Annotated in this window: 13 protein-coding genes; 9 read left to right on the top strand and 4 right to left on the bottom strand. The window is 64.5% G+C overall.

All coding sequences use genetic code 11. From position 1 onward, the window contains the following. Positions 1–9: 9 nt before the first annotated feature. A complete protein-coding gene (locus AB3L03_RS22190; protein WP_018453402.1) occupies positions 10–1,077 on the bottom strand; it encodes a glycosyltransferase in 1,068 nt (355 codons plus the stop codon). A gap of 246 nt (positions 1,078–1,323) precedes the next feature. On the opposite strand from AB3L03_RS22190, the gene AB3L03_RS22185 reads away from it, so the two are divergent. Beyond that, positions 1,324–2,310, top strand: coding sequence for a glycosyltransferase (locus AB3L03_RS22185; RefSeq protein ID WP_018453401.1), 987 nt, complete (start codon positions 1,324–1,326; stop codon positions 2,308–2,310). A 15-nt stretch (positions 2,311–2,325) separates the two neighbouring features. On the opposite strand, the gene AB3L03_RS22180 is transcribed toward AB3L03_RS22185, so the two are convergent. After that, the gene (locus AB3L03_RS22180; protein WP_368507042.1) at positions 2,326–3,354 is read right to left on the bottom strand and encodes a glycosyltransferase family 2 protein; all 1,029 of its coding nucleotides are present in this window, start codon (positions 3,352–3,354) and stop codon (positions 2,326–2,328) included. Between the two features lie 394 nt (positions 3,355–3,748). On the opposite strand from AB3L03_RS22180, the gene AB3L03_RS22175 reads away from it, so the two are divergent. The 4 genes from AB3L03_RS22175 (at position 3,749) to AB3L03_RS22160 (ending at position 8,643) form a co-directional block, all read left to right on the top strand. Further along, a complete protein-coding gene (locus AB3L03_RS22175; RefSeq protein ID WP_204512417.1) occupies positions 3,749–4,549 on the top strand; it encodes a methyltransferase in 801 nt (266 codons plus the stop codon). A 291-nt stretch (positions 4,550–4,840) separates the two neighbouring features. Beyond that, positions 4,841–7,216 (top strand): exopolysaccharide transport family protein, encoded by a 2,376-nt coding sequence (locus AB3L03_RS22170; protein ID WP_368507041.1) that lies wholly within the window; start codon positions 4,841–4,843, stop codon positions 7,214–7,216. Next, positions 7,209–8,018 (top strand): WecB/TagA/CpsF family glycosyltransferase, encoded by an 810-nt coding sequence (locus AB3L03_RS22165; RefSeq protein WP_085361247.1) that lies wholly within the window; start codon positions 7,209–7,211, stop codon positions 8,016–8,018. The genes AB3L03_RS22170 and AB3L03_RS22165 overlap by 8 nt, the downstream gene beginning before the upstream one ends. A 283-nt stretch (positions 8,019–8,301) precedes the next feature. Further along, positions 8,302–8,643 (top strand): hypothetical protein, encoded by a 342-nt coding sequence (locus AB3L03_RS22160; protein WP_085361246.1) that lies wholly within the window; start codon positions 8,302–8,304, stop codon positions 8,641–8,643. Here AB3L03_RS22160 and AB3L03_RS22155 read toward each other — a convergent pair. After that, positions 8,617–12,732 carry a GAF domain-containing protein gene (locus tag AB3L03_RS22155; RefSeq protein WP_204512419.1) on the bottom strand — a complete coding sequence of 1,372 codons (4,116 nt, stop codon included), beginning with the start codon at positions 12,730–12,732 and terminating at the stop codon, positions 8,617–8,619. The genes AB3L03_RS22160 and AB3L03_RS22155 overlap by 27 nt on opposite strands. A gap of 45 nt (positions 12,733–12,777) precedes the next feature. Between AB3L03_RS22155 and AB3L03_RS22150 the strand changes: the two genes are divergently transcribed. The 4 genes from AB3L03_RS22150 to AB3L03_RS22135 all read left to right on the top strand — a co-directional run bounded on the left by AB3L03_RS22150 (position 12,778) and on the right by AB3L03_RS22135 (position 16,284). Continuing rightward, positions 12,778–12,954 (top strand): hypothetical protein, encoded by a 177-nt coding sequence (locus tag AB3L03_RS22150; RefSeq protein WP_158091731.1) that lies wholly within the window; start codon positions 12,778–12,780, stop codon positions 12,952–12,954. A gap of 72 nt (positions 12,955–13,026) precedes the next feature. Next, entirely contained in the window at positions 13,027–14,079 is a 1,053-nt protein-coding gene (locus AB3L03_RS22145) for an Ldh family oxidoreductase (protein ID WP_018453394.1), read from the top strand. A gap of 36 nt (positions 14,080–14,115) precedes the next feature. Continuing rightward, positions 14,116–15,483 carry an LLM class flavin-dependent oxidoreductase gene (locus AB3L03_RS22140; protein WP_085361243.1) on the top strand — a complete coding sequence of 456 codons (1,368 nt, stop codon included), beginning with the start codon at positions 14,116–14,118 and terminating at the stop codon, positions 15,481–15,483. Positions 15,484–15,498: 15 nt separating this feature from the next. Then, positions 15,499–16,284, top strand: coding sequence for a fumarylacetoacetate hydrolase family protein (locus AB3L03_RS22135; RefSeq protein ID WP_204512421.1), 786 nt, complete (start codon positions 15,499–15,501; stop codon positions 16,282–16,284). Between the two features lie 105 nt (positions 16,285–16,389). Here the strand turns inward: AB3L03_RS22135 and AB3L03_RS22130 are convergent, their stop codons facing one another. After that, positions 16,390–16,845, bottom strand: a complete 456-nt coding sequence (locus AB3L03_RS22130) for an Lrp/AsnC family transcriptional regulator (protein WP_018453391.1) — start codon at positions 16,843–16,845, stop codon at positions 16,390–16,392. Between the last annotated feature and the right edge of the window lie 7 nt (positions 16,846–16,852).

The raw sequence follows: 16,852 nt of genomic DNA, 5'->3' as shown, positions 1-16,852 counted from the left end.
CTCGAAGTCTTAGCCGATCCCTGTTAAGCATCCGTCAACCAGTCCAGCGGGGCGCTGCGGCACCGCCTGCTGCCGCACGATGCTCCGCGCGATCTCGTAATATTGAAGCGCGCGCTGTTCCAGCGTCAGGTTGTCCAGCACGAAACCGCGGGGATCGAACGTATCGGCGGCGCACCCGGCCCAGAAATCATCCCAGCCCGCCTCAAACCCGGCGATGTCGACGAACTTGGCGCCGCAACGATCGTCCCAGTACGGCACCGACGACACCGGCGCGAATTGGACCCGATGCGGATAGTAGTCGGGGTCTCGCCACGGCCCGCCTGGATCCCAGGCCAGCACCGGCACGCCGCAAGACAATGCCTGCTGATAGGCGATGCCCTGGCTCTCGTTCTGGCAGAGGAAGATCATCGCACGCGATTGCGCGAGCGCGGCCCGATAGTCTTCTTCCTTGTAGCTGCCGTAACGCAGCTCGGCGAACGAGCGGCCTTCCCTCGTGAGCCGGGCGCGGACGGGTTCGATCAGCTCCGCCGCGTAGCGATCGCGGTCCCAGTGCACCTTGTCGTAGATCAGGACGTCGACGCTCTTCTGCGACGTCGCCGGCGGTGCCCAGAGATCCGTGTCGATGCCGATCGGCCAGGCCTCCGTGTCGGGCCAATGCGGCCGATACATGTCGGCGTACCACGGGCCGGGCACCACGACCTTCTTCACCGGCAGGCGCTTGAACAGGTCGGGATCGTCGAGCGGATGATTGTGGGCGGCGACGCCGAGCAGGATCGGATTTTTCCAGGCGAACTTGTCGAGCAAGAAGGTGCGGCCGATGATGCAGGCGAGTTCGCCCGGATGTCGCGCGATGTAGCCATAGTCGTTGACGCGATAGCGGATACCGAGCCGATCGAGCCCCGCACAGAGATTGAGGAACACGCGCAGCTGCCCGCTCATGCGCGGCTCGCCAAGCAGCATGCGACGCGCCATGCGCCGCAGATGCCGGTCGCCGGGAAACCAGCGATCGTCCTTGTCCTCGTAGAACAGGTTGAGGACCATATCGTCGGGATCGTAGTCGAATGTCTTTGCGGGCACTGGTGTCCATCCGCGGCGGCCTGATGCGCATTCTCGCATGGGACCGGCTGTCGCACTCTTCCTAATTTGCCACAGGCTTAATGCCGGCGGCTTAACGCTAATTGACGAAACCAACGCTGCGGCAGCCTTCGTGGCGACGCTTTTTTCCCGATGCGAGTATCATCGAGGGCGGCCAGGGTTGCGATCGATCGCATTGCCAAGCGCAGATGCGCCCTGGTTAACAGACCGTTAAAGGCGAGCCGTATCTTGATCACCGCGGAAGACATTCTCGAATTGCCTGCCACATCGCGCGTCGTTCCAGCGGCGCGCGTCCCGCTGCAGGTCGGCTCAACCACGTCGGTGTCCGTCGTCATTCCGGCCAAGAATGTTGCGGCTTATGTCGGCGAAACCCTCGCCAGCGCACTGGCACAAACCGAGGTCACCGAAGTGATCGTCGTGGACGACGGCTCGACCGACGACACCCCCGCCATCGTCCGCGCCATTCGTGACCCTCGACTGCGCCTGATGACCAACGGCGCCGCCGGCGTATCGGCAGCGCGCAATCTCGGCGCGCAGCATGCGAACGGCCAATGGCTGCTCTTCCTCGATGCCGACGATCGCCTGCGGCCCGGCGCGGTCGCGGCGCTGCTGGCGGCTGCGCGTGGCGCGCCGCGAGCGGTTCTGGTCTACGGCGACTACAATACGATCGACAGCGAGGGACGGCAGATCGGCCGTCGGGATCTGCTCAAGGGCCGCCGCAAACCGTCCGGCGACGTGCTGGCGCGGCTCGCCGCCGGCAACTTCATCGTCAATGGCGGCATTGCGCTCGCACGTGCAGAGGCCTTCCGCGCCATCGGCGGGTTCGACGTCTCGCTCAGATATTGCGAGGACTGGCACTGCTGGTGCCGCCTTGCCGCGATCGGCGAATTCGAATTTGCGCCGAACCTTCTGCTCGACTACCGCCTTCACACGGCCAACACCATGAACGCGGCGGTGCGGACGCCACAGGATTTCTTTCCGGCGATCGCGCGGGTGTTCGACGACGGGCTGATCATGGCGCGATTGCCCGCGGGCATGGCGGCCGGGCTGCGCCAGGCCGCCGAGGTTCATCTCGTCACGTATTCGGCAATGCAAGCGGTCCGCTTCGGTAGATATCGCCAGGCCTTCGCCTATCTCGGGATAGTCGGGCGCCGCTCGCTCAAATCGCTGCCGCGTTCCGCGGTCAGGGTCGCCCTCGCCTGCTTCGGTATTTAGCCCGCCGCCTCGGCGTCAGGACACGATCTTCGAGGCCTCATAGGGCTTCGGCTCGATGCCGAACGCGGCGAGCGCCGAGCCGAGCGCGACCATCACGGGATGCATCGCGACGACGGCTTTCGACGATTTCAGCAGAGCGGCCGCGAGCAACAGCGACAGCGGCAACCTCCCGAGCATCTGCGCAAACACCCACACTCGCGCCGCAGCGCCCTGCGCGGCCTTGGACTGCACACGATAATTGATCGCGCCGATGCGCAGGCCTCGCTTCACGATCCAGCCGAAACTGGTGCGGCTTTGCGGCACGGTCTCGGTGATGACTGCTTCCGCCGTCCAGTGGAAGGTCATGCCGGCGTCGCGGCAGCGCACGAAGAAATCGCAGTCGCCGCCCCCGAGGAAGTTGAAGCGCGGGTCGAAGGCGGGACGGGCAAAGCTCTCGAACGCCGCACGCGTGATCAGGCAATTGCCGCAGCCGTAGATCAAGGGCACAGCGCCGCTGTAATCATAGGCGGGACAGAAAACGGGGTGGCGCGAAAGCCAGGGCATGCGGTGGTCCTCGAAGACCGGCAGCACCGGCCCGCCGACCACATCGGCGCCGGTCGCCTCCGCGGTGCGGACCATCAGCTCGAGCCAATCGGGCGAGGCAATCTCGTCGTCGTCGATCATCAGGAACCGGGTCGCGGCGGGAAACAGCGCCAGCGCCGTCTCGAAGGCGGCGTTGATCGCCTGGACGTTGCCTTGCCGTTTCTCGACCAGGCAGACACCCTGAAGTCTGCCATCGGCGAGATACTCCGCGGCCACCGGCGCGCTTTCGCGCCGGACCGCATCGTTCTCGGCCATGACGACGGCGAAAGAGCGCGGGGTGCGCTGGCTGGCGAGCGAGTCCAGTGTCAACCGCAGATGCTGCGGGCGGCGGAAGCAGGGGATGCAGACGACGATACCAACCGACAGGTCGATGATCCGGGAGCTGGCCGCGATCTCCCGGTTGGGATCGCGCACGGCATGCGAGATACGCGTGGCGGACAGGTCTGTCGGGATCAATGTCATGACGTTCTAGATGTCCGAGATAGATTGAAAAAGCCCTGCTTCGATCCCGGGATCAGCGCCGTCCCGCGACGGCACATCGCCCCGGGACGGATGCGTCCCAAAATGAACGGCCGGTTTGAGCCTGACGACGGCGCCAAGGCCGCCGATGTTCCGCCATCCATGCACTTAACCGCTTTCGGGTGTTTCTGCCGCGAAACCTTGCGCGCGTGATACTGCAATTCGCGGTCCACCGTGCCGACGGCGGCTGACGCGGACGATGCCGTAGTTAACGCACATGCTCATTAACCTGATCGTAAGCACCGCGGCGGGTGAAGCGTCGCGGCATCGGATTTGCTCTACGGGCACACGAGATTTTTCCTGTAAATTTAAGTCGAACAAGCGCGGTCCGAAAAAAATGAACAAGCCAGCCACGATCGATTTCGCGACAGCCACGGCGGTCCAAATTCCCGCGGCCATTGCACACACTCAGGCGCTGCACGATCTCGTCCCCGGTGAAGCCCGCGACAGCCTGCTCGCCGTTCACGACGTACTGCGCCGCGAACTGCCACGGGGCCAGCTCGCCACCTACGAAGCCGGAGGCGGCTCGTGCAGCGTCCTGCCACCGGAATTGCTGAACCGCAGCAAGGTCACCGTCGTCGACATCGACGAGGACCAGGTTCGCAACAACAGCTACGCGGACGAAGCGATCCTCGGCGACGTCCAGACCTACCGCTTCGGGCGCGAGACCTTCGATCTGGTGATCTGCTACAACGTGATCGAACATCTTCCCAAGGTCGACGCCGCACTCTTGAATTTCCGCGATGCGCTCAAGCGCGGCGGGATGATTCTGATCGGCGCGCCCAATCCGCGCTCATTGTCCGGGGTCGTCACCAAATACTCGCCGCACTGGTTCCACGTCTGGTTCTACCGGCACATTCGAGGCATCAAGGATGCCGGCCTGCCGGGCGAGCCGCCGTTCCCGACCTTCTTCCATCCCCTGGTGTCGCTGCCGAGGCTCGAAGCGTTCGCCGCCGCCAATGGCCTCGAGATGATCTACCGCCGTGAGGTCGAGAGCCCGCGCTATCCCGAGATGCGCCGGCGCAAGCCGCTGTTCGCAGCCCTGGTCGACGCCGGCGCCGCCGTTCTCAACGCCGTGCTCCCGCGCGGGACCGACGTCCGCCGCGGCGATTATCACGTCATCCTGCGGAAAAGCTGACGGCCATGGTGCGCGCGCGGCCGATCGCAAGACCAGCGAAGCCTCGCGGCCACGCCGCACGGGGTAACGAACCGTTAATCTCTGAAGGACCGCGCCATCGCACGCGTCACGACGACGCGTCGAAGAGAGGCACGCGCTTAAACGCTTTGTTTGCCATTTCGGTGAATAGTCCCTCAATGAGTATGGTTAATTTTCCCTGTTGCGTTGAGTGGGCACCTATATCTGAGGTGCGTGGCGTAGAGCGAAGAGTACCCCCTCAGCTCGCGGCACTTGGAATGAAAGCTGGGGATCATGCTTGACTATAACCAGCCGATAGATCGGGCCAGACCGGAGGCCCCGCAGCACCGGCCTCAGGCCAGCTTCAACGTGCTGGAGCTGGTCAATCTGCTCTGGCGGCGGAAGATCGCGATTGCCGTTGCCGCGCTGCTCGGTGCGACGCTTGCCGTCACCGTGGGCAAGAGCCTGACGCCCCGCTACACCGCCACCGCCCAGCTCTATGTCGACCCGCGCGAGCTTCAGCTCGTCGACCGCGAGCTAACGCCCCGCGCGCAGGACGTCTCCGGCATGTCGATGGTGGTCGAGAGCCAGGCGCGCCTGATCACCTCCAACAGCGTGCTGCTCCAGGTGATCCAGCAGGCTGATCTGGACAAGGATCCCGAATTCGGCGGCGGCGCCGACGGCAAAGGCGTGATGTCGTCGCTGCTCGGCCTGATCGGCCTTCAGCCCCACGCGCCCTCCGCCGCGGAGAAAATGGAAGTGCAGCTCGCCGCCCTCGAGGCGCTGAACCGGCACATCACGATCCGCAAGACCGAGAAGAGCTTCATCGTCGATATCGAAGTCTGGTCGACCGATCCGGCGAAAGCGGCAATGCTCGCCAACACGCTGACCAGCGCCTACCTCGCGGAGTCCCGCAACTCGCAGGCGTCAGCCGCGCGGCGCGCCACCAACGATCTCTCCGGCCGCCTGAAGGAACTGCGCGAGCGGCTGCGCAACGCCGAGACCGTGCTCGCGACCTACAAGGCCCAGAACAATTTCGTCGGCACCCAGGACGCGCTGATCAGCGACCAGCAGCTTTCCGCCAGCAACCAGCGGCTTTCCGCCGCCCGCGCCGCGACGATGGACGCGCAGGCGCGCCTCGACCAGATCGAGGCGAGCCGGCGCACGACGGCAGATGCAGGCGCGAACTCCGAGGCGCTGCAATCGCCAACCATCGCCAACCTGCGCGCGCAATATGCCGACGCGCGCAAGAAATATGCGGAGCAGGCCGGCGAACTCGGCCCGCGTCATCCAGCGCTGCGCCAGACCGAAAAGCAGGTCGAGGATCTCAAGCGCACCATCAACGAAGAGATCGACCGCTTCGCCCAGTCCGCCAAGAACGATTTGACGCGCGCCCGCGACTTTGAAGCCTCGCTCAGCCGGGCGCTGGAGGCACAGAAGCGGCAGAGCGTCCAGCTCAGCCAGGCCGCCGTGCGCCTGCGCGAACTCGAGCGCGAAGCCGATGCCAGCCGTGACGTCTATCAATCCTTCCTCAAGCGCTCGCGCGAGACCGAGGAGCAGGAGACGCTGAACACCTCGGCGGCGCGAATCATCGGCGAAGCGACGGTGCCGCAGCGGCGCTCGTTCCCGCCGGCGATGAGCCTGTTCGCCATGATCGGCTTCATCTTCGGCGCAATCGCTGCATCGAGCTGGTTCGTCGCGGCAGAGCTGCTGTTGGCCGGTGCGTTCGCGCCGGCACCGGCGCCGGCCCGTCCCAATCGCACTCCGTTGCCGCAAGCTCCGCGAGCTCCAGAGCCTTCGCGGGCGCCGGAGACTGCCCGGTCCCAGCCGGTCTCGCGAGCCCCGGAAGTCGCGGAGGCACTGCCGGAACTCGCCGCCCCGCCGCTGCAACCTTCGATGGTCGAGAAGCCCCTGATCGAAAAGCCGCTGATCGCGCGCCTCCAGGAGGCCGACGTCATCCACACGCTCGGTGCCATTCTCGCCACCGGCGGCGGCATCGACCTCACCCGGCTCGGCTGGCCAACGCTGCGCCCCGGCTTTCCACTGACGACGCTGCTCAACGCCTGGCGCGACATGCGCGCTACGGCGGCCCGGCGCGCCGGCGGAAAGACAATGCCGGTCATCGCGCTCGTCGGTGCCGGTGAGACCACCGGGCGCAGCGTGACCGCGCTGAATTTCGCGCTCGCGGCCGCGCGCGACGGCGCCCGGGTCCTGATGATCGATGCCGACCATCAGGCGCACCCGCTCTCGAACAAGGTCAGCCGTCCCGGCAAGAGCGAGCCGAGCAAGGTCGGATGGCTTTCGATCGGCAGCAAGGCCGCGTGCGAGATCAAGACACTCAACGGCATCTCGATATTGCCGGCCGCCGAACGCGACGCCGGCAAGGCCACTGACGCCATCCGCAAGGCCATCGAGCAGGCGCGCTCCGCCGGCGGCTATGACCTTGTGATCCTTGACGGCCCCGCGGCGCCACTCACGGCCGGCAGCCGTAAGCTGCTCGATGATGCCGACGCGCTGGTGGCGGTGCTGCCGACCAGCCTCGACATCAACGACGGCCTGGAGGAGATCTTGAGCACACTCGGCCGCGCGGAGCGCAAGCTCGTCGGCGTCGTGCTCGACGAACTCACCCCTATGGCCCAAGCTCGCCAACGAGGCAGACAATATGCTTGAGCGCCGCATCAATCTCGATGGCCGGGCCGCAACCGCCGACGTGCCGCGGATCACCATCGGCGGCCTTCGCATGGCCGCACTCGATCTGGAAGCGACCGCAAATTTCATGATCGAGGCGACCGATCCGCGCCATCGCATCGGCCGTCCGCTGCACCTGACCTCGGCCAATGGCGAGGTGCTGGCGCGGTGCTCGACCGAACCCGAGACCGAGCGCCTGTTCCGCAGCGCTGACCTGATCAACGCCGATGGCCAGCCGCTGGTGGCGGCGTCCAGGCTACAATCCTGGTTTCCGTTGCCCGAGCGGGTCGCCACGACGGACCTGTTTCACGTCGTCGCGCGCAAGGCTGAAGCGGTCGGCCGCACCTTCTACATGTTCGGCGCCAGCGAGGACGAGAACGCCCTTGCGGTCGAGAACGTCCGAAAGATGTATCCAAACCTCAAGATCGTTGGCTACAGCCACGGTTATCTCCGTGGCGACGCGCTGCGCGCGAAGGTCGACGAGATCAACGCGCTTGCGCCGGATTATCTCTGGGTTGCGCTGGGCGTGCCAAACGAGCAGGCGTTCGTCGAGGAATTCACCCCGCATCTCACCAATGTCGGCGTCATCAAGACATCCGGCGGCCTGTTCAACTTCTTGTCGGGAAGCCGCGCCCGCGCGCCGCGATGGATGCAGAAGATCGGGCTGGAATGGGCCTGGCGCACCTTGCTCGAGCCCCGCCGCCTGTTCTGGCGCTATTTAACCACCAACCCACGCGCAATCTATCTGCTGTTCAGCCGCAATCGGCCCTTTAATAATCGCTGAGTAGACGACGACATGATCGCCGCCGGTTGCCAGCCCCACCTGCGCTATTTCAACGCCAGCGGCGCCGGTATTGCGCCTTGCGGGCCGGGCTCATAAGCGGCTAAAGAGACTGTCACAGTCGGTGTCGGCAACTTTCCCGGCCGCCGCGTGTTTTGTATGGCCGCCGACACAAGCGGCACAGTCGGCTCAGCCAATAGTGCGAGCCAGCTTTTCACAGCGAAGGCCACGATCGAGTCCGCGCATCGGCCTGCTTTCAGGCGCGACCCAAGGGAGCACGGAACGAATGCATCAGGCCGCAAGCCTGCAATTCGAGCGCATGATGGGCGAGCTCGTCCTCTGGCATGCCGTGCCGGAGCACGAACGATCGCCGGCGCCGGCCTGGTGGTGGGGTCCGGCGATGGCCGTGCTCGACACGCACGAGCCGATGCCACACGCGTGGTGTTCTGAACTCGGTCTGAGCCACGACTCGAGCTTTGCCGAAGGCGCGCACGCCCTGCTCGCCCTGTTCGCCAAGCAAACCTCGCCGACCTGGCCGGATGATTTTCCGCGCAAGGCGGAAATCAAGGAAGACGACGCCCGCGAGCTGCACCCGCAGCCGTCAGACGACAGCGCTTTTCAACCGTAGCGCCGCGGCCGCGGTGGCGGCATGGTCCGGCTCCGGCTGGAGCGGCGGCGCGTAGGGCAGCTCCATGGGCTGCAGCAGCTCGGCCATCTGCCGCGCCGGCAGCGGCTTGGAGATCAGGAAGCCCTGCATCTCGTCGCAGCCATGGGCGCGCAGGAATGCCTCCTGTTCGGCATTCTCGACGCCTTCCGCCACCACGGTCATGCCGAGCGCCTTGCCCATGCTGATGATCGCCTGCGCGATCGCCTGGTCTTCCAGATCCTGTGGCAAATCGCGCACGAAGGAGCGGTCGATCTTGATGGTGTCGATCGGAAAATGCTTCATCAGCGACATCGACGAATAGCCGGTGCCGAAGTCGTCGATGGCAAGGCGGATGCCGCGGCTCTGGATCGCGTCGAGCACCTTGAGCGCACGCCCGACGTTGCGCATCATCATGCTCTCAGTGACCTCCAACTGGAGCAGCACGGGCGACATGCCGCTGGCGGCCAGCGCCTCGTCGACGTCCTGCAACAGATGCTCGTCGACAAACTGCCGCGGTGACAGGTTGACCGCCATCGACACCGGCAACAGGCCGCGGCGCTGCCAGGCCATGGCCTGCGCGCAGGCCTCCTTTACCACCCAGCGGCCGATCGGCACGATCAATCCGGTCTCCTCCGCGAGCGGAATGAACTGCGCCGGCGAGATGCTGCCCAGATCGGGGTGCGTCCAGCGCAGCAGGGCTTCCACGCCCGTGATCTGGCCGGTCTCCATGTCCACCTTGGGCTGGTAGTTCAAAGTGAACTGATTCCGCTCCAGCGCCCGGCGCAGCGCACTCTCCAACGACAGCCGCTCGATCGACTGCGTCTTCACTTCCTTGGAGAAGAAGCGATAGCCGTTCTTGCCGTCTTCCTTGGCGAGATACATCGCCATGTCGGCGTTCTTGGTCAGCGTCTGCACGTCGGAGCCGTTGGTCGGATACATCGCGATACCGATCGAGGCCGTGGTGTGGCACTCGTGCCCCGCTAGCTCCATGGGCTCCGCAAGCGCCGTCAACAGCCCGGTCGCGATGCGCTGGACGTCATCGATCTCGCCGCATTGATCGAGGATCACCACGAACTCGTCGCCGCCGAGCCGCGCCACGACGTCGGTTGCGCGCAGCGCACCACGCAGCCGGTTGGCCACTTCGAGCAGGAGCAGATCGCCGGCCTCGTGGCCCAGCGAATCATTGATGACCTTGAAACGATCGAGGTCGATGAACAGCACCGCAAAGCGCTGATCGTGGCGCTGCGCCTCGTCGATCGCCTCATGCAGCAACCCGTTGAAGGTCTCGCGGTTCGGCAGGTCGGTCAGGCTGTCGTGCGAAGCGAGGTATTCGATTCGCTCGTCGGCCTGGTTTTTCTCGTCGGCCCGGTCGAAATTCTCCATCGCGAAGGAGACGTTGTCGGCGAGGCGCTGCAACAGCTCGACGAACTCGGCCGTGAAGGTGCCGGGCTCGGTCGACATGTAGATCATGACGCCGACGGCCCGATCGTGTGCGACGAGGGGAAAAGCCGCGCCCGACCGCGCGCCGTCGTTGCGGACAATGGAATGAAAGGCGCGAACGCGATCGTCATTGAGATAGTCGTTGCTGATGCAGGGCTGGCGAGTGCGGAACGCCGTGCCGCTCATTCCGCGCCCCTCGGGGCGCTCGGGGTCGATTGATAGGCGGACATTGCGCGTGGTGTCAGACGACGGTCCGGCGCTCGACACGATCTCCAGCTGATCGCTATCGACCCTCGCCAGCGCAATGGTGGTCGAGGTGAACTTGGCGCCGTTCGATGCGGCGAGACAGACGAGGTCGAACAGTTCGGCGCGCGACTTCGCCCGCATGATCGCCTCGTTGGTCGCGCTCAGCGCCGCGAACATGCGAGCCAAACGCTCCGTCCGCGCCTCGTTGCGGGCCTTTTCCTCGGCGCGATCGAAATTATCGAGTGCAAATGACACGTTCTCGGCGAGGCGCCCGAGCAACTCGACCATATCGGGTGTGAACGTATTCTCTTCCGGCGCGAGGAAAAGCAGAATGCCGATCGGCTCCTGGCCGGCGCGCAGCAGCGGGAAGCTGGCAGCCGCTCGCGTTCCATCTTCGATCGCCTTAGAGTGCCAATGCGCCGCTCGGAGGTCGTGGAGATAGTCGTTGATGACGCTGGGCCCGCGGGTCCGCAGCGACATCCCTATGATTCCGCGACCCTCAGGATGGTCGGCGGAAACAAAGCAGGTGCGTCCCACCATCCGCTCCTGGAGGCGCCCCTTCACGGCAACCACGCGAACGAGTTCACGCTGGTCGTCCATAATGCCGATTGTCGCCGAGGCGAATACGCCGCCGAGCACGGCTGCCTGGCACGCCCCTTCGAACAGCTCCTCGCGCGTCTTGGCGCGCATGATGGCCTCGTTCGTCGCGCTCAGCGCCTCGAACATGCCGCTCAACCTGTCACGCTGCCTGTCGGCCTTCGCCTTCTCGTCGGCACGGTCGAAGTTCTCCAACGCGAAGGCGACATTGGCCTGGAGCTTGCGCAATAGCTCGACGAATTCGTCCGTGAAAGTGCCGCACTCGGGCGAATTGAACAGGAATACGCCTTCGACGCTGTCGCCGTTGAATAGCGGCATCGCGGTTGAGGACCTAATGCCATTGCGACGCGCGCTGGCGTGCCAAGGCTTGAGGCGGGCGTCTGCCAGGACGTCGTTGCTGATACAGGGCCGCCGCGTCCGGAACGCGGTGCCGGTCAGCCCTCGTCCTTCCGGCTCCTTGTCGCTGACCGACAGCCTGAAGGAACGCACTTCCTCGGCGTTCGGTCCGAAGGACGCAACAACACGAAGCAGTCCCGCATCGCGGTCAAGCAATGCAATGGAGGTCGAGGCGAACTTGGCGCCGTGCACCGTGGCTTCGCAAACCAGATCCAACAGTTCGCTGCGCGACCTTGCCCGCAGAATGGCTTCGTTCGTCGCGCTTAGCGCTGCGTACATACGCGCCAGCCGATCCTCCTCCAAGGCGATCTGGGCCTTCTCCTTGTCGCGGTCGAAGTTCTCGAGCGCAAAGCACACGTTTTCGGTCATGCGCAGCAACAATGCGACGATGCCTTCGTCTTTCGCCCAGGCTTTGCTCACGAAGAAAAACAGCACGCCGATGCTGGTGCCACGCTTGATCAAGGGAGCAGCCACGCAGGCGACGGCGCCGGCATTGACGTTGGCCTGCTCCCAGGTGGTCCCCTTGGTGCGATTGACGAGGTCGTCCTCGACGATCGCTTGCTGGGTCCGGAACACCTCGCCGGAGATGCCCTTGCCGTAGGGACTCTCCGGATCAATCGAGTAGCGCGACTGTCTGATCAGATCCAGATTATGTCCGGTCGCTGCCACCGGCGTCAGCCATTCGGAATCCGGCTCGTGCAGCAGAACGAAAGTGGCAAGCGATTTGCCGCTATAAACAGCGGCGTCGCAGACCCGCTGGTACAAGTCCAGCTCAGTGCTGGCTTGCAGAATTGCTTCGTTCGTCGCACTGAGCGCGCCGAACATGCGGTTGAGCCGCCGCACTGCCCGCTCGCCATCCAGGCGGGCTCCCTCGGTCGCGAAGCTCTCCAGCGCGTGAGAGATATTGGCCGACATCCGCTCGAACAACGAGACCATCGCCTCGTCGAGCGAGCCGGCGCCCGACCGCGTAACATACAACACCCCAATACTGCGTCCCATGCAGACCAGGGGTAGCGCCGCGGCCGCGCCGACACCCGCCGCCACCGCGCCGTTGCGCCATGCCAGCGAACGCGGATCGTTCAGGAAATCGTTGCTGATGCAGAGCTTCTGGCTGCGGAACGCCTCGCCGCCCACGCCCAAGCCTTCCGGCGTGCCAGCCTGCGTGGTGATCTCGATCGCGCTCAGCCGCGCCACGTCATCGCCGCGACCAGCGGCAAAGCGAAGCTTATGGCCATCCGGCTCCACAAGGAACACGGCCACGGCCATGAAGTCTCCACTCGCAAACCCGGCGTCGCAGACCTTCTGGTACAGCTCATCCGGCGATTTCGCGTAGAGGATCGCTTCGTTGATGGCGCTCAACGCCGCAAAGGTGCGCGCGAGTGTCGTCGGCACGATCTCAGCTCCCGGGCATTTCTGCCTTTTTTCCCGGATGACGTTATGACCGGCGATCGCCTAAGTGGTCGTTATTGCGCGCTGCAAACCGTCGATCAAAGTGAACGAGCTGCGAACGACCTGCGCCAATCTGTCGAAAATGCCACCGCGCGGGACGAATCTTCGCCCGACGGCCCTGCTCGCTGCGAATTTGCAGCCCTGTATTGGTTTACAGGAGATTGATATCGCAGCCGCGCTTTGAGACCATGGCGCCCAACAAGCAGCCTGTTAAGGGCACCATGCCGGGGAAGCGCCATGCCGATCGTCCATGCCGACCGCCTCACGCGCATCAGCGCAGCGCTGCTTCGGGTTGCCGGGGCTTCCGAGGAAGAGGCCGACGCGGTCGCAAACGGCTGCGTCAACGCCAATCTCGCCGGCCACGATTCCCACGGCGTGATCGCCATTCCCACCTATGTTGACCGGATCAAGGCCGGCCACATCGTGCCCGGCGCCAGATGGACCATCGTGCAGGAATCGCCGACGACGACCGTGATCGACGGCCAGTGGGGTTTTGGCTTCCACGTCAACGCCAAGGCGATGGCGCTGACGATCGAGAAAGCGAAGACGGCGAATGTCGCCGCCTGCACCGTGTTCCGGCAAAGCCATGTCGGCCGCCTCGCCGCCTATCCGCTGATGGCAATGCGCGAAGGCATGATCGGGATCGCAACGGCGGATTCCGGCCGTTCGCCGAAGCATGTGGCGCCATTCGGCGGCAAGGAGGCACGGCTCGGCACCAATCCGATCTCGATCGCGGTGCCGTCCGACCTCGATGCGCCGTTCTACCTGGACATGGCGACCTCTGCGGTCGCGGCCGGCAAGATCCAGCTCGCGGTCGCCCGCGGCGAGGAAATCCCGCCGGGGTGGATCATCGATGCCGAGGGACGGCACACTACCGATCCAACCCAGTATCGCAAGGGCGGCGCGCTGCTGCCGCTCGGCGGCACCGAGGGCTACAAGGGCAGCGGCCTCGCCGCAATGGTCGAGGTCCTGTGCGGCCTGCTCACCGGCCTCGGTTTCGGCGTCGAGCCCACGGGCCGGCACAATGACGGCTGCTTCATGGCCGTGTTCAACGTCGCCGCGTTTCGCCCGCTGCAGGATTTCAAGCGCGAGGTCGCCGAGTTCGCACACTATCTCAAATCGACCCCGCCCTCCGAGGGCAGCAAGGGCGTGTTCTATCCCGGTGAGATCGAGGGCTTGCGTGAGCAGCAGCGCCTGCGCGACGGCATCGAGATCGAGGATGCGACCTGGGAAAAACTGCGCGCGCTGGCGCGCGAGTACAGGCTCGACACGGTCCTCGACCTGGCCTGACGGATTTCGGCCTGACGCAATTCGGAGAACAGCAGCATGACGCGGCAGATGGTACTGGTCGGCTTCCTTCAGGCCCAGAACTGCACGAATTTGCCGAGCTCGTGGCGACATCCGGACTCGCGCGACGATTCGATGTCGGCGGACTATTATCAGGAGATCGCCAAAATCCTCGAAGCCGGCAAGTTCCACATGGCCTTCTTCGACGACCGGCTGGCGATGCCGGACCGCTACGGCAACGATCACGCCCACACCGTCGAATACGGCATCCGCTGCGTGAAGATGGATCCGCTGATCGTGCTGACGACGATGGGCATGGTGACGGAGAAGCTCGGGTTGGGTGCGACCGGCTCGACGACTTATTTCGAGCCCTTCGACATCGCCCGCCGCTTCGCAACGCTCGACCTGATGTCGGGCGGACGCGCCGGATGGAACGTCGTGACCTCGCTCAATGACGGCGAGGCCTTCAACATGGGCCGGGATTCTCATCCCGAGCACGACGCCCGCTATGACCGCGCCGACGAATTCATGGAGATCGTTCTCGGCCATTGGGACACCTGGGAAGACGGCGCGCTCATCATGGACAAGACGAGCGGCCGCTTTGCCGATCCGGCCAAGGTGAAGCGGCTCGATCACAAGGGCCCATTCTACAAGTCCCGCGGTCCCTTCACGGTGCCCCGCTCCGACCAGGGCCATCCCGTGATCATCCAGGCCGGCGCGTCCGGCCGCGGCCAGCGCTTTGCAGGACGATGGGGTGAGGTGATCTTCACCGCTGCACGCAATCTCGCCGCCGCCAAGGAAGGCTATGCGGCGGTGCGTAACGAGGCCGCGAAAGCCGGTCGGGATCCGGAGGCGATGTTCCTCTGCAACCTGACGACACCAGTCTGCGCCGCGACCAAAGCCGAGGCCGAAGACAAGATGGCGTTGATCAACAAGCTGCCGCTGCAGATCGATGCGCTGTCGCTGCTGGCCGAAGCGCTCAACTACGACTTCGCCTCCAAGGATCTCGACGAGCCGCTGACGACTGAGGAGTTGAAGAGCATGCAGGGCATTCTGGGCATCCGCGACGGCGTGCTCAAGAACTCCGGCAAAAGCAATCCGAGCGCGCGCGACTTCGTCACCTTCTCTGGCCGCGGTCAGGTCCAGGATGCGATGGTCGGCGGTCCCAAGGAGATCGCGGACAAGCTCGAAGAAATGTTCGTCGAGCGCGGCTGCGACGGTTTTGTCATCGCCGCGACCTATGTGCCCGGCTCCTATGCCGATTTCGTGCAACATATCGTCCCGGAATTGCAGCGGCGCGGATTGTTCCAGAAGGAGTATCGCGGCAAGACGCTGCGGGAAAATCTCGGGCTCAAGCGCCCGGCAGCCGGCGACTGGAAAGTGCAGCCGCGCGATGCCGCGGAATAACAAGGGAGACACGGCATGCGCTGGCTGAAATTCACCGCCGCGGACAAGACGTCCTGGGGGATCGTCGAGGGTGACCAGGTCATCGCGATCGAGGGCGATCCCTTCGGAGAATGGCAACGCACCTCGCGCACGTATCAGCTCTCGCAGGTCAAGATCGAACTGCCGCTGATTCCGCGCACTTTCTACTGCGTCGGCTTGAACTATCTGAAGCACCTGAAGGAGGCCGCCGACAAGCGCGGCGAAGTGCCTGCTGTCCCCGACCGCCCCGAGATCGGCTATCGCGCGCAAAACGCGCTGATTGCGCATGACGAGGACGTCGCGATCCCGTCCTTTGCGACGGACAAGATCCACTACGAAGGCGAACTCGTTGTCGTCATCGGCAAGAAGGTCAAGCATCTCACCAATCAGAATGCGATGGATTGCGTGTTCGGCTACACCATCGGCAACGACGTCAGCGAACGAAGCTGGCAGAAGGCCGACCGCAGCCTGTGGCGCTCGAAGAACGCCGACACGTTCAAGCCGATGGGCCCGTGGATCGAGACCGAGGCCGACCTCGACAAGATGGAAACGATCGTCCGGGTCAACGGCAAGGAGACCAACCGCTTCCACACCAACGACATGATCTTTGGCGTGGTGCCGTTCCTAGTCGAGCTGACCAAGTATTTTACGCTATGGCCGGGCGATGTGATCTGGATGGGCACGGATGGTGCCTCGCCTGATATCAAGCACGGCGACGTCGTGGAGATCGACATCACCGGTGTCGGCACGCTGCGGAACAGGTTCGTGCGGGAAGAGCGGTGATCCTCATCCTGAGGAGCTTGCGAAGCAAGCGTCTCGAAGGATGAAGGCGCCCGGTTGTGGCGTCGCGCTTCGAGACGGCCGCTACGCGGCCTCCTCAGCACAAGCTCAAAACGGCAGGGCCACGCCCGTCTTGATCTCTTTCAGCACCACGTTGCTTCTCACATAGCGAATGCCGGGAATGCGGAACATGAAGTCGTCGAGGAATCTGTTGTAGGCCGCCATGTCCTGCACGACGACGCGCAAATGGTAATCGGCATCGCCCGTGGTCGCAAAGCACTCCAGCACCTCACGCCGCGTGGTCACCCGCGCGACGAACTCGTCGACGAATTTTGCGTCGTGCCGTTCCAGCGAGACGTGGAGGATCGCGGACATCGCAAAGCCGGCCTGCTCGCGCGCGACCAGGGCCGCATAGCCCCGGATGGCACCGCTCTCCTCCAGCGCGCGCACCCGGCGCCAGCATGCCGAAGTCGACATGCCGACTGCGTCGGCGAGCTGCTGGTTGGTGGCGCGGCCGTCCTTCTGAAGATAGGCGAGAATCCGCGCGTCCTGGTCTTCGATCATGGAAACC

The sequence above is a fragment of the Bradyrhizobium lupini genome (assembly GCF_040939785.1).
Taxonomy (GTDB): Bacteria; Pseudomonadota; Alphaproteobacteria; order Rhizobiales; family Xanthobacteraceae; genus Bradyrhizobium; species Bradyrhizobium canariense_D.
The sequence above is the reverse complement of the archived record's forward strand: the minus strand, read 5'-3'. Positions and strand labels throughout refer to the sequence as shown.